The sequence below is a fragment of the Variovorax sp. YR750 genome, assembly GCF_900109805.1.
GTDB lineage: Bacteria > Pseudomonadota > Gammaproteobacteria > Burkholderiales > Burkholderiaceae_C > Variovorax > Variovorax gossypii.
In genome coordinates this window covers 60,352-73,163 of record NZ_FOBJ01000021.1, presented here as the reverse complement: position 1 = coordinate 73,163, position 12,812 = coordinate 60,352, and the positions used below count along the sequence as shown (strand labels likewise).

Annotated in this window: 15 protein-coding genes; 10 read left to right on the top strand and 5 right to left on the bottom strand. The window is 65.2% G+C overall.

Annotated elements, in window-relative coordinates; translation table 11 throughout:
* Window positions 1-16: 16 nt before the first annotated feature.
* The 5 genes from virB11 (at window position 17) to BMY35_RS33400 (ending at window position 5,146) form a co-directional block, all read left to right on the top strand.
* Window positions 17-1,096, top strand: coding sequence for a P-type DNA transfer ATPase VirB11 (gene virB11 / locus BMY35_RS33420; protein WP_240652239.1), 1,080 nt, complete (start codon window positions 17-19; stop codon window positions 1,094-1,096).
* On the top strand, window positions 1,062-2,966 hold the full coding sequence (locus BMY35_RS33415; protein ID WP_093208697.1) for a type IV secretory system conjugative DNA transfer family protein: 1,905 nt from the start codon (window positions 1,062-1,064) through the stop codon (window positions 2,964-2,966). Before virB11 ends, BMY35_RS33415 begins: the two co-directional genes overlap by 35 nt.
* 69 nt (window positions 2,967-3,035) lie before the next feature.
* A complete protein-coding gene (locus tag BMY35_RS33410) occupies window positions 3,036-4,148 on the top strand; it encodes an LPD7 domain-containing protein (protein ID WP_093208695.1) in 1,113 nt (370 codons plus the stop codon).
* Window positions 4,135-4,407, top strand: coding sequence for a hypothetical protein (locus BMY35_RS33405; protein ID WP_143080796.1), 273 nt, complete (start codon window positions 4,135-4,137; stop codon window positions 4,405-4,407). Before BMY35_RS33410 ends, BMY35_RS33405 begins: the two co-directional genes overlap by 14 nt.
* A 28-nt stretch (window positions 4,408-4,435) precedes the next feature.
* Window positions 4,436-5,146 (top strand): TraX family protein, encoded by a 711-nt coding sequence (locus tag BMY35_RS33400; protein WP_093208690.1) that lies wholly within the window; start codon window positions 4,436-4,438, stop codon window positions 5,144-5,146.
* A gap of 51 nt (window positions 5,147-5,197) precedes the next feature.
* Here BMY35_RS33400 and BMY35_RS33395 read toward each other — a convergent pair whose 3' ends face one another.
* Window positions 5,198-6,286, bottom strand: coding sequence for a relaxase/mobilization nuclease domain-containing protein (locus BMY35_RS33395; protein ID WP_177213767.1), 1,089 nt, complete (start codon window positions 6,284-6,286; stop codon window positions 5,198-5,200).
* Window positions 6,279-6,845 (bottom strand): hypothetical protein, encoded by a 567-nt coding sequence (locus tag BMY35_RS38960; RefSeq protein ID WP_240652241.1) that lies wholly within the window; start codon window positions 6,843-6,845, stop codon window positions 6,279-6,281. The genes BMY35_RS33395 and BMY35_RS38960 overlap by 8 nt, the downstream gene beginning before the upstream one ends.
* Window positions 6,846-7,323: 478 nt before the next feature.
* Here BMY35_RS38960 and BMY35_RS38035 point away from each other — a divergent pair, with 478 nt between their 5' ends.
* Window positions 7,324-7,719, top strand: a complete 396-nt coding sequence (locus BMY35_RS38035) for a helix-turn-helix domain-containing protein (protein WP_256230347.1) — start codon at window positions 7,324-7,326, stop codon at window positions 7,717-7,719.
* A 4-nt stretch (window positions 7,720-7,723) separates the two neighbouring features.
* Here BMY35_RS38035 and BMY35_RS33380 read toward each other — a convergent pair whose 3' ends face one another.
* The 3 genes from BMY35_RS33380 to BMY35_RS33370 form a co-directional block, all read right to left on the bottom strand.
* A complete protein-coding gene (locus BMY35_RS33380) occupies window positions 7,724-8,350 on the bottom strand; it encodes a type IV toxin-antitoxin system AbiEi family antitoxin domain-containing protein (protein ID WP_240652243.1) in 627 nt (208 codons plus the stop codon).
* 406 nt (window positions 8,351-8,756) lie between these two features.
* A complete protein-coding gene (locus tag BMY35_RS33375; protein ID WP_177213766.1) occupies window positions 8,757-9,542 on the bottom strand; it encodes a DUF932 domain-containing protein in 786 nt (261 codons plus the stop codon).
* A 404-nt stretch (window positions 9,543-9,946) separates the two neighbouring features.
* Window positions 9,947-10,306, bottom strand: coding sequence for a DUF2958 domain-containing protein (locus tag BMY35_RS33370; RefSeq protein WP_093208684.1), 360 nt, complete (start codon window positions 10,304-10,306; stop codon window positions 9,947-9,949).
* Window positions 10,307-10,626: 320 nt separating this feature from the next.
* On the opposite strand from BMY35_RS33370, the gene BMY35_RS33365 reads away from it, so the two are divergent.
* From BMY35_RS33365 to BMY35_RS33350, 4 genes are all read left to right on the top strand, one after another.
* Window positions 10,627-10,884 (top strand): type II toxin-antitoxin system ParD family antitoxin, encoded by a 258-nt coding sequence (locus tag BMY35_RS33365; protein ID WP_093208681.1) that lies wholly within the window; start codon window positions 10,627-10,629, stop codon window positions 10,882-10,884.
* Window positions 10,881-11,210: a type II toxin-antitoxin system RelE/ParE family toxin gene (locus BMY35_RS33360; RefSeq protein ID WP_093208678.1), complete on the top strand. Its 330-nt coding sequence runs from the start codon at window positions 10,881-10,883 to the stop codon at window positions 11,208-11,210. Before BMY35_RS33365 ends, BMY35_RS33360 begins: the two co-directional genes overlap by 4 nt.
* Before the next feature lie 741 nt (window positions 11,211-11,951).
* Window positions 11,952-12,269 carry a type II toxin-antitoxin system Phd/YefM family antitoxin gene (locus BMY35_RS33355; RefSeq protein WP_093208675.1) on the top strand — a complete coding sequence of 106 codons (318 nt, stop codon included), beginning with the start codon at window positions 11,952-11,954 and terminating at the stop codon, window positions 12,267-12,269.
* A gap of 5 nt (window positions 12,270-12,274) precedes the next feature.
* Window positions 12,275-12,694: a type II toxin-antitoxin system RelE/ParE family toxin gene (locus BMY35_RS33350; protein WP_093208672.1), complete on the top strand. Its 420-nt coding sequence runs from the start codon at window positions 12,275-12,277 to the stop codon at window positions 12,692-12,694.
* The last annotated feature ends 118 nt before the right edge of the window (window positions 12,695-12,812 follow it).

Genomic DNA, 12,812 nt, shown 5'->3' with positions numbered 1-12,812 from the left:
AGAAGGCGGACAAGCCATGCGAGAACCCGCGCCTGCTGCCGAGTCCATCGAGCCGCCCTCGTCCCTCGCCCTCTTCCTGAGCCCGCTCAATCGCCTGCTGGACGATCCCGAAGTCACCGAGATCTGCATCAACGCGCCCGGCGCGGCTTTCGTGGAGCGGCAGTCTGGCTGGACCCGTGAGGCACTGCCGTTTGCCAGCTTCGACTGGTGCATGTCCATTGCCAAGCTCGTGGCGAACTTCACCAGGCAGCGCGTCTCGGCGAACGAGCCCCTGCTGTCCGCCACCCTGCCGGGCGGCGAACGGATTCAGGTCGTGCTCCCACCCGCGACGCTCGCGCAGACCGTTTCGATCACGATCCGGCGTCCGTCCAACGCACTCTGGACGCTCGAAGACCTGGAAGGCATGCGCCTCTTCGCGCCGACACGCAGCGCTCCCGCGACGCGAGCCCGGTCATCCGATGTCACGCCCCGATCCATCGAAGACAAGGAACTGGTGGACCTCCTCGCGCGCATGCAGTTCGTATCGTTCCTGCGTCGTGCGGTCCAGCTGCGCAAGAACATCCTCCTCTCCGGTGCAACCGGCTCCGGCAAGACGACGGTGGGCAAAGCACTGATCCTCGAGGTGCCCGCCGAGGACCGTCTCGTCACCATCGAGGACGTCATGGAGCTTTCGCTGCGCAATCAGCCGAATCACGTGAGGCTCTTCTACTCGCAGGGCGCCCAGGGTCAGGCCGAGGTCACGCCCGGCCAGTTGCTGGCCAGTGCGAAGCGGCAGCGGCCCGACCGGGTCTTCGTGTCCGAGTTGCGCACGGGCGAGGAGGTCTACGACTACCTGGTGTCCGTGAACACCGGACACCCCGGCTCGATCACCAGCGTGCATGCGGACAGCGCCGAGCTGGCCTTCGTGGCGCTGGCGCAGCTCATGAAGCGCAGCCAGGCGGGCCACGGCATGAGCACCCGCGAGGGGGTGGAACTGGCACAGATGAGCGTGGACATCGTCGTGCAATGTGCGAGAGACAGGCAAGACGGCCGGCAGCGGCGCATCGTGCAGGAGATCTGGTATGACCCAGGCACCAAGCTCCGAGGGCTTGCCTAGCCTGTTCAGGATTTCGGTCGCGCTGCTGGCTGCGGCGGTGGTCGGCCTGTATGTCGCGGCCCATGCCTTCCTGATGGCCATGGGATTGCCGACGCGGGAGGCCTCGTTGCTCACGCTTCGCCAGTACTGGGAGGCCCATGGCGAGCGGCCCGATGTACGGCGTGCGCTGGTCACGACGCTGCTCGCCTCCGAGGTCCTGTTGCTGGGCTTGGTAGGGGCGACGATGCTGCCCAGGCGCCGGCCCCTGCACGGCGATGCCCGATTCGCCACCCGGCGCGAGATCGGGAGGGCGGGCCTCCTCAAGGAGAACGGCATCATCCTCGGGCACCTGGGCCGTCGCTACCTGGTCCTGCCCGGCCAGCAAGGCGTCGAGCTCGAGGCGCCACCGCGCAGCGGCAAAGGTGTCGGCGTCGTCATCCCCAACCTGCTGAACTGGCCCGGCTCCGCCATCGTGAGTGACATCAAGGGCGAGAACTTCATGCGCACGGCAGGTTTCCGGGCCGCGCATGGTCAGCAGGTGCACCTGTTCGATCCCCTGTCGGAACACGAGTGCTCGGCGCGCTGGAATCCGCTCGGTTACGTGTCCGGGTCCCCCTACCGCTGCATCGACGACCTCCAGCGCATCGGCACGATGCTCTTTCCCGACCCGCTGGCCGGCGATCCGTTCTGGACCTCGTCGGCCCGCTCCCTGTTCCTGGGCATCGCGCTCTACCTCTTCGAGACCGAAGGCAGCACGCGCACCTTGGGCGAGGTGCTGCGCCAGGGAATGGCCAGTGATGCCGAGGGCTTCCAGAAGCATTGGAAGCGCGTGATCGAAGCTTGCGAGCGCGCCGGCTATCCCCTGTCGCAGGAGGCGGTGCGAAGTCTCTACGACGTGATCGACCTTGCGCCGACCACCGCCTCCAGCATCCGCAAGACCTTCACCAGCCGCCTGGACCTGTGGCTCAACCCGATGATCGATGCGGCCACCTCGGCCAACGACTTCGATCTGCGCGACCTGCGCAAGCGTGCGATCTCGATCTACGTGCAGATCAATCCCGACAACATCGCCCGGCTGCAGCCGCTGCTCAACCTCTTCTTCCAGCAGGCCATCGGCCTGCAGACGCGGGAACTCCCGGAAACCAATCCCGAGCTTCGGCTGCAGCTCCTGCTGATGCTCGACGAGTTCCCGGCCCTCGGCCGCATCCCTGTCATCGCCGAATCCACGGCCTTCCTGCCTGGCTACAACGTGCGCACCGTCGTCATCGTCCAGTCCGGTTCGCAGCTGATCGAGAAGTACGGCATCGAAGGCGCCAAGTCGATCCGCAAGATGCTGGCCGCGCGCATCGTGTTCCCGCCCAAGGAGTACGAGGACGCCGAGGCGATTTCGCGCGAATTGGGCACCTGTACCGTTCGCCAGAAGACTGTGAGCCGGCCGATGTGGGGTGGCGCGGGAGGTTCCGGCAAGGCGACGACGGTCAGCATCAGCGAACAGGCGCGCCGCCTGCTCCTGCCCCAGGAAGTCAAGGAGCTTGGACCGGATCGGATGATCCTGTTCTACGAGGGACTGCGGCCGGTGCTCGCGCGCCGCATCTTCTACTTTCGTGACAAGTTCTTCGCCAAGCGCGAACTGCCGCCACCACCGGTGCCGAAGCTGGATGTGGATCATCGCGGCTGTGCCACCCGCGACTCCCGGGCGGCGACGCCCGGTGCTGAGCAGGGAATGGCCAACGCGAACCCAACCCCCTTTGACAACGAAGCGGCGGGCCGCGACCTGAAGCTGGAAGACTTCTCTTTCGACTTTGGCGACGTGGTGATTCCCGCAGAGAAACTCAGCGACGAGGAGCTCCGGCGCCACGCCGACGAGTTCGTGGCACGGATCCTGGACTGATGGATATCACTTCGATGCACCTCGGATCGCCCGATCGTTCAGCGTGCAGCACTCATCCGGAGGAAGCCCATGTCCAAAGACCACTCCTCAGACAAAGCCGCGAGCGGCGCTGAAGACACCGATTCGCAGGGCTTTGCCGGCGAAGCCGAAGGAAGCGCGCCTCCTGCGGGCCGCGGCCGCCACAAGGTCCCCGATACGGTCGAGCGCCTCTACCTGCGCATTGACGATCGCTACTTCTTCCCGGATCGCACCCTGGCCTTCATCGACGACGGCAACCGCATCCGTGTGCGAACCGAGAACCGCGCGGCGCTGCAAGGCGTCGTGGCGATTGCTCAGGCGCGCGGCTGGCGGGTGCTCAAGCTCAAGGGTACCGAGTCTTTCCGACAAGGCATGTGGCGCGAGGCCACACTGCACGGCATCGAGGTCCACGGTTACAAGCCGACTCCGGCTGAAATACTTCAGGTTCAACGTGCGCTGAAGGGTTTGCAACCCTCACAGGAGCCTGAACGCAAGCCGACGCCACAGGCGGTATCGGTGCCCGGCAGCAATGGCTCATCGAGACATCGCATCCAAGGCATGCTGATGGCGGCCGCCGCAGCGCCATACCGGTTCGATCCGAGCGCGCGCATGTCCTTCTACGTACAACTTCGCACCGAAGGCGGCGATCGCACCATCTGGGGCGCGGACCTCGAGCGCGCCCTTGTCGAGTCGGCTTCGCAGCCGCGCATCGGGGATCAGGTCGTGCTCACACAGCATGGTACCCATCCAGTCAATGTCCGCGTGGCGACCCACAACGAGCATGGCGAAATGGTCGGCGAAAAGAAGGTGGTCGCGCAACGCACCCGATGGAGCATCGAAACGCCGGACCACCTTCGCGCGATCGAACGATCTGCCCAGCAGGTGCGCAGCGGAGAGCTGCAGGCCGACGCGATCCCGGCCGAGCACCCGGAACTGCACGCGGCCGCGCAATGCCTCAGACTGGCCGAGCAGTACGCCCGGCGCCTGACCAGCGATCAGGGTGGACAGCAGCGGCTCATGGAGCTGATCCGTGAGCGGATGGCTGACGCGCTGGCACAGGGCCGATCCATCCACCTTCCGGACCGGCGGCCTGACCATGTGCCACAGCACGTCCGTCAGCGCACGGCACGGAATCACGAGGAGCCGAGCCATGAGCGCTTCTAGGCGGCTCCCGAGTGCGGCGTTGAAGTTCGCGGCCTTCGCCGCGGGCTTTTCCTGCATCTTCTTGCCTTCGGCGCTCGCGGAAGGCGCGCCACCCACGTGCGCGCCTGTGCAGCCCCTCTCGTACATGGCGGCCTTCACGCCCAGCCTGGCATTGCCGCTCGTGCTGGTCGTCCGCACTGTACCGGCGCTCGCCGCGCAGTACAGCGCCGTGTGGCAAAAGCTGCGGGACGACGGCATCGATCAGCGCCCTGCGTATTGAGCCGCGCCATAGTCCGAGCCTACACGTCATGTCACGAAGCCAAACAGCATGCACTCGGGTTAAACAACCGGCGCCAACAACCTGCTGGACGGTCTCAGAAGGCTCGCTTGAAGCACTCAAGTGGGTGGGCCTGGTGCTCATGACGGGCGACCACATCAACAAGTACCTGCTGCATGAGGCAATCCCTGCGCTCTACGCTCTGGGGCGCATGGCAATGCCACTCTTCGGCTTCGTGCTCATGGCCCATCTGGCGCGCCCTAACGCTCTTGCAGCCGGTGTGCATCTGCGAGTCATGAAGCGTCTGGCGATCTTTGCACTGCTGGCCACACCTCCCTTCGTCCATCTGGTGGGCTGGTGGCCTTTGAACATCCTCGCCACGCTCCTGCTGGCGGTGCTGATCGCTTGGTTACTCGGACAAGGTGGATGGTTTCGCCGCTGCACTGCGTTGATTGCCTTTGTCTTCGGTGGTGCGATGGTCGAATTCTGGTGGCCAGCGCTGCTCAGTTGCCTGGGCGCCTGGGCCTTCCTGCGCAAGCCTGGCCATCTGCAACTGCTGGGGTGGGTCCTGGCGACGGCCTCGCTCGCAATCATCAATGGCAACTTCGCTGCCTTGGCCGCGCTGCTCTTGATTTGGGGAGCGAGTCAGGTCGATATCCCAATGCCGCGCAGCCGCTGGATCTTCTACGCTTTCTACCCAACGCACCTCTCGCTGATTGCCAGCGTGCTGCAGCCGATGTGATCCACCTGAAGGGACTGCACGAAACAAGACCTACCGGCCCCGCGATTCCCGTCACCTGGCGACGGAACGCTCCGCAGTCCGGCCTTTTGCCTGCTCCTTCCAGCGCTCCGCAAGTTGTCGTGCATCGGTCTGAACGGTCGGCATGCGTGCGACGAATCGATCCACCTGCGCGGCGAGTTCGTCGTCTCCCTGTCTTCGCAGCAGATCGGCCGTTGCGCGCCAGTCTGCTTCCACCTCTCCTCGGGTGTGCTGCATCTTCTCCTGACCGGCATCGAGACCTTTCCCTCCTGATTGGAGAATCCGCAGCACGCTGCTCAGCTTGGTCTGCATGAAGGTCGATGTCTTCGGTGATGGGCACCTGGCCCGTTCGTCAGACGATAGTTGCCTCGATGCCTGCAGCGCCCGGAGCCGATGATGGATTGCATCCTTGTGCGGCTTTCGGATCTGCCCCCTCACCTGCCGTGGCGTCGCATTGGCAGCCACACCCTGCTCGCGCATCAAGGCAGCGAACTGTTCGCGCCATTGCCTCAGCGTGTCCTTGCGGATGTACAGGCGCTTGCCAGGCTCGAACTCATGCTCGCTCTTGACCACCAGGTGCACATGCGGATGCGGCTGGTCGGTGTGCAGCACCATGGCATAACGGTGCTGCAGCGCGAAGTTCTCGCGCGCGAACACACGCGCCGCGGCCAGCACCTTCTCTGGTGGTGTGCCTGCCGGCATCGACAGGACGATGTTGTAGGCCAGCTTGGCGCGGGTGTCCTTCTGGCCCGGAGTCGGCCTCGGCTTGTGCTGGCTCCTGCACAGGTCTAACTGCCAGTCCAGCGTGATCTCGCTGGCCGCGCCTCGCCCCTGCTGCCTCAGCCCCTCGTCCGTCTCGATCGGCAGCTTGCCGTGCCGCCCGATGTAGTCCAGATGCGCCCGGACGCCGCCGGCGTCGCGGCCACCGCCAGAGACTTTCACCATCACCTCGGGCGTGCGACCCACCGTGCGCCGGATCTGTGCGAGCTCGTCTGCGCCGAAGCGCAGCTTGCCGCCGGGCCCTCGCCGTCCATGGCTCACGATGTCCAACGCCATGTCGCGCTCGGCGCCGGTCGACGGTCCAACACGGCTTCGCGCCAGACGCAGGGTCTGCCTAGGCATGGACGGCCTCCCAGCTCACGAGGTTTCGGCGCACCACGGCGGCCGTCGCCTCACGTGCAGCCTCCACCTCCCGCCGGACCATGGCGACCACGTCGCCCAGTTCCACGGCCACCGGCTGCGCACAAGTGTTCGGCATGCCGAACATTCGAAGCTGCCTTCCCAGCGCTGCCAGTTGAGCGCTGACGGCCTTGATCTGGTCCAGTTCGGTCGGCGGCATCACTGCCGAGCCATGGACATGGTTGTGAATCAGCATGACCAGGTAGCTGCCTGTTTTCATGCCACGGGCGCTCGCACGCTCCGCCGCCAATACGCGGTCTTCTAGGCGAAGTCGCAACGTGATGCGATCCGTCGCAACACCACGGACCGTTGCATCGGGCGAGCCGGGTTGTTCAGGGGCAATACGCGCCGTCGGACTGTGCACCGTCAGCGCATCGTCGATCAGCCTGGAGAGGAAGCTTGATTCGCTGAGTTGATGATGTGAGGCCAGCGCGGCGAACCGCGCCTTCGCTTCGGGCGGCACCCGGGTCCCAATCACGCTCGATCGAGAGGGCTTGGTCATCGCAACGCCTTGGCTGTTAACAATGTCTGACGGCAGTCTATCCTGCCCTCATAGCCGCACAAGGACTCCACTCCCCGTTCAATCTTCCTCTCCATGCTCTGCTCGCACGGTCCGTGGTTCAAAACAAGCCAGCGCACGGCTTCAGGATCAGCGGGATACCATCCGGTCAATTCGACGCGTCACACGCCCCTTCTTTTTCGGAACGGCCATGTCTGCCGGACTTGCGCTGGAGGTTTGGAACGACACGGAAAAAGATGCTCGCAAAGCGAGCAGGCAATACGGCAGTCGCCGTGATGGATGGCGATCACCTTGATCGCTGTCTCAGGCAGGTGCGCAAGCAATCCATCCGAATGCCTGCCGCGGCTGCGGCAGATATCCTGCATGACCCTCGCAATGTTCGGCATGCCGAACATGGCGGGAGGGGTTTCGCTGCTACGTACCGATCCCTCTCCCGCGGGCCTCCTGCGACAAGGAGACAATGGGACGCCGGCTCGATGGAAAGATTCAGCCGTATTGGACCGATTCAAAGAACCGAATGCCCTCCCCGTCCCCCGTCCTCATTGCCACAGCGGACCACCGTCTCGCCTTGCTGGGACAGCGCATTCACGCGCGTCGCAAGGCGCTAAAGATCAACGCCAAGACAATCGCTGAAGCCGCAAAGATCTCACGCATGACACTGCTCAGGATCGAGCGCGGCGTGCCCTCGGTCACGATGGGGGCGTACATGAATGTGCTGGAGGCCTTGGGGCTTGCCATCGACCTGAACACACCGGCAGTGCCACCCCTATCCGTCGTGCCTCCGGAGCGGATCGGGATCGTCGAAGCGCACCTTGGCGACAACAAACGGGTAGCTCGCACCGCCGCGGCGCGATGACCACTCATCCAGGCACCTCCAGATAGGGACGCATCACGCTCGCAACGCGGCAGATCTTGGCGTAGTGCCAGAGCTCGGCCACCGTGGCCTTCTGCTGCATGCGCGCAGTCCGCAGGGCTTCCAGCGCCACGTCCAGGCCGATCTTGTTGCGGTGCTTGAAGCAGTCCGCCACTGTCTTGGCCACGCCATAGACACGCAGTCGCACTTGCTCGCGCTCAACCACGTCGATGCCTGCCGAATAGGCGTCGCCGCAAGCCCGAATCATCCGGATCGGCGGATGCCCGATGCGCGGCGTGTGGCTGCCGCGCGGCATGGCGATCCAGACCTGGCGCGGCGGCTGTGTCGTCAACTCATGGAATTGCAGTGCGCTGAGCAAACAGAGCACCGCCCGGGGAACTTGGGTCGCAACGGCACGCCAGGTCTCGTGCTCGCAACCACAGCGTTCGGGCAGGCCGTACAGGCCGCGCCCCACCTTCTCCAGAAGACCTGCGTCGCTCAGACGCGCCAATGCGCTGCGGGGCACCGCAAGGGCGCCGAGATCCTTCGGTCGCAAGATGCCCTTGCAGGCCAATAAATCGAGAATGCGTCGGGTGTGAGTGTCCAGCAGGATGATCCGGGCAGCAGGGGCCATGTCACCGTCACCTGCAAGCGTTTGACGAAATCAAGGAACATGAGAGCGTGGCGTCGACGACGCACAGCGGCACATTCGCACCGGGGACCGGGCAACACGCACCCTCATCGAGGATCCACGCATGGCCCCAGCCGCCTGCCCACGCTCGTGCGGCCAGATTTGCATTCAACTGCGCGGGCGGAAGCCGCCAGTTTTTTTCCAAAATGCTGATGTCCGTACTCCCGGTGCTTGGAAAGAAAGAGTTCGCGAGGCCCACGGTCTGCCCACGGGACAATCGATGGACAGCTCGCAGGTAAATTCCATCACCGCTCCATCAAGAAACGAACCAGATGCCTCGGCGCCTGCGGTCCGTCGGAGGTCGTAAGCAAGAAGGAAAGGGCCGGAGCCGAAGCTCCGGCCCGCCGCGTCAGCGGCCGATGCGCGCGAGCGCCAGGCGCCACAGGCCCGTGTTCAGCCGCACGCTCTCGCGGATGGCTCCGATGCCCCGTGTACGCATCGCGCGGCCGGTGGCCGTGCGGCCGCACACGCCGCCGCGCAGCACGTGCTCCTGGACCGCATTGAAGGTCCGCCAGACATCGTCACCGATGTCGGCCAAACGCCGCCGCTCGAGCCACTGCGCAGGCTGCACTGGCGGCTCGCCCTGGCCCGGATAGCGCAGCGCCAGCGCCTCGCGCGCGAAGTCCAGCTGCTGCGCCTGCGAAAGGACGGTGGCACGCATCGCCTCGACCGCTTCGCCCACCCGTGCGAAGTCGCCCGCAATCCGCTGCGCGGCCTCGACCACGCCCGCCACCACATTGCCGCGATGGCTCACGTGGACCAGCCCGAAGTCGCCGATCGCCGCGAGCAGCCCGTTGGTGCACACGGGCCGGTAGAGCCCCGCGCGCAACTGGTAGGCGCTGCGCCCGTCGTGCGAGTTGATCAGCACGATCTCCCCGAGCACGTCGCTCAGCGAGAGCGACTGCACCACCGGCTGAAAGCGCAGCATGTGCAGCGCATGGCCCTCTCGATCCGCGTCGCCGCGGCGCGAGCGGGTCTGCACCGCCAGCGTCGGTGCGAAGCCCGCCTCCCCGAGTGCGCGAACGATCTCGCGCGTGCTGATGAAGACATACTTCGGCCCGGTACAGGCCGCGGCCTCCTCGGCGAACACCGCCGGTGCGCTCGCCGCGAGTTCCTGCGGCGACAGGGACTTCATGGCCGCAAAGGCATGAGTCGTTGGAGAGGAGGAGGACGAAAACGAAGACGAGGAAAAAACAGACGACGCGGAGAGAGGCATGGATGAAGTCATGAGGAGCTCCTGAGTGATGTGCAGGCGGGATTGCCTGCGTCACCCCGGGCTCACGCGGCAGCGCAGCGCTCAGGGCCGCCGAAGGCGCGCGGCACGCGCTGAGCACGCACGCACGTGCGCGCGCAGGGCCTTGAACGCGAGAACCGCGTGATACCCTGACCCGACACAGGCGAGCCCCTCCCGCTTGGACCTATCCTCTCCCGGCCCCTCTCTCACCATCTTGAGCTGTCGTCTTGCGCCATGTCCCGGACGCTCAAGAAAAAACCGCCGGGCATGCCGGCGGCCAGGCTTTCAAGGGCCTTCCACGCGCCTCAGGCCTGGATGCGCCCCGCGCTGCGAGCCACCTTCGCATAGGCACTCAGGCGCCGATCGGCGCGGAAATGCAGGTCCTGCTCGATCGGCAGCCCCAGCATGCCACGCAGCCCGGCCAGCTCCGACAGGCGTACGCAGCCCAGCTCCGGAAAGCCCATCCCGAGGTCGCACAGGCCGAACGCGATATCAGGGTCCCCGGGGTCGATCGCGCCGAGCAGCCAGGTGGCACCCGCATCGGGCGTGAACAGCTTGACCACCGGCAGCGGATCGAACTCCGCCTGCGCCCACGAGGGCATGCCGTTGGCCAGCAGTTGCGCGAACTGCGCGTCGGTGAGGAATGAAAAACTGGAAGCAGCCATGGCGTTCTCCTTGAACGGTTGCGGGCGGGATTGCCCAGTACCGTCGCGGGCACGCCGCAGCGCAGCGGTCAGGGTTCGAAGACGGCCCCTAGGGCCGCCAGCGCGCCGCAAGGCGCGCGCAGACCTTGACGGCGAGAACGGTGTGCCACGATGAAGGAGCCAGCAAGCCAGCCCCACGCACCACCACTGCCGCCTTGTTTCTCTTCGACGAAGCGAGCCGCGCCTGAGACCTACACAATGGGCGGGAGGCGTATCGCGCCGTCTCGGGTTCAATTCAGGTCATTCTTGCCAAAATTTGCCATCAAATCTATCATCACGCCATGAGCACGATGAACATTTCCCTGCCCGACGCGCTCAAGTCCTTCGTGGACGAACAAGTCGAGACGCGCGCATTCGGGACCAGCAGCGAGTACGTGCGTGAGTTGATCCGCAAGGATCAGGAGCGTGTGCATCTTCGTGGCCTGCTGCTCGAGGGGGCCGCGTCAGCGCCTGGGAGGCCGGCCGACGCGGCGTACTTCAAGACGCTGCGCGACCGGGTTCGTGCAGCCGGCAAGCCGAAGGCCAGCGCGCGCAAGTGAAAGCCAGGGAGATCGTCCCGCGCGCGCAAGCCCACGAGGACGTAGACGCGATCATTGAGCACTACCCGAGCGAAGATGCCGAGCATGCCGCGCTGGGTTTCATCGACGCATTGGAAGAGGCCTACGCGCACATTGCGCGCCACCCGTCCACCGGCTCACCACGGTACGCGCACGAACTGAATCTGCCGGAGCTGCGGTTCTGGCCGTTGACGCGCTATCCACACCTGGTCTTCTACGTCGAGCACGGGCCACACATCGATGTGTGGCGTGTCTTGCATGGGCAGCAGGACATTCCTGCGCGGATGCGGGTACCGGGCGAGGTCTGACGGCCTGACAAGGCCTGGTTCGAAGACGGCCCCTAGGGCCGCCAGCGCCGCGCCCAGCCGCTGCGCGCAGCCCTTGACGGCGAGAACGCCGTGCAACGCTGAAGGCACCAGCAAGACCGCCCCCACCCTCTTCTCCCCCTCTGCTCCCCCCGCTTTCTGGCTCCCCGGGATCCGGGCAGCACGCGCACCGCGCGCCCCGCTCGGAACGGATCCCTTCAGGGGCACCGCGACAGGGACTTCCTGGCGACGAGGGCTTAGGTCGATGGAGAGGACGAGGACGAAGAGGAGGAGGAAGAAGAAAAAGCCGACGCAGCGGAGAGAGGCACGGATGAAGCCATGAGGAGCTCCTGAGTGACGCGCAGGCGGGATTGCCTGCGTCACCCCGGGCTCACGCGGCAGCGCAGCGCTCAGGGCCCGCCGCAGGCGCGCGGCACGCGCCGAGCACGAAGCGGCGCCCCCTTCCCGGTGTTCGGCATGCCGAAGACCGGCAAGAACAAGCACGGCGCGCACGCACCCTTGCTTTGGCACATCGGCGCGCCGGTACTTCGATCCGCAGGCGGCGCGGCAACGCACCGTGGACCTCATGGCTGCCACTAGGCGCTCATCTGGCCCATCGTCATCCGCAACGGCGAAGACCCGGGCAAGGTTCTTCGCAAGCCGGGCCATCCAGCCGTATTCAACAATTCAAGAGAACCTTATTTTGAGCAAAATAAAGAGCACTTAAAGTCCCAGGAGACTCACATGGTCATCTCGGTGCGCGACATCGTCCCCTTCTCCACGGCTCGGACACATTTGTCCGATCTCGTGCTGGAAGTCCAGAACGGTGCGGAAAAGATCATCACCAAGAACGGTGAACCGGCGGTCGCCGTGATTGACATCAAGCGACTGGATCACTATCACCGGCTGGAACGCGCGCATGTCCACTTGCTCTTGTTGGAAGACGTGGACAAAGGCCTTGCCGACGTCAAGGCCGGCCGCACCATTGACGCCAGAGCGGGGCTCAGCGCCTTGATGAAGCGCAAGCGCAGGACGGCGACCGGCGGGCGCGACAAGGACTGACTGAAATGCGGGACGCCGACGGCGATGAACCTCGAGCCAACGTCCGATACGCAGCGAGCTTCGCCCGGAATCTGGAAGCTATCGAGACGTACTGGTTGGAAAACGGCTTCATCGAAGGCTACGACCGTCTCTTGGTTGCATTGACCGAGACGGTGGTGCCCAACCTGGAGCGGCATCCGGGCATGGGACGCCTGTTCCTGGAAAGATCCGTCGACTCGGTGGAAGCCGAAAGAATCGGCAAACGCATCGTCTCCCAGTTGTCCGGGCTCGGGCGGGATGCGCGTATTCGCGAATACGCGATGGACGATCATCTGGTGCTCTATGTCCACCTGCGCACCAGGTCAGATCCGTCGGGCGCCGAGCAGCTGCTGGCCGTCAAACATCAGAAGCAGCTCGGGTGCGATCTGTTTGCGAGGAACAGATAGGCGCAGGCACCGCGCCGGATGCCGGTCAGAGGCCCATCCTTGCCGGTCGCCTGCCGCACGGCGTCAGGAGCATCACCGACGCCCGCAGGGTCCGCCGGCGTCTTTCTTGGGCCTTGTT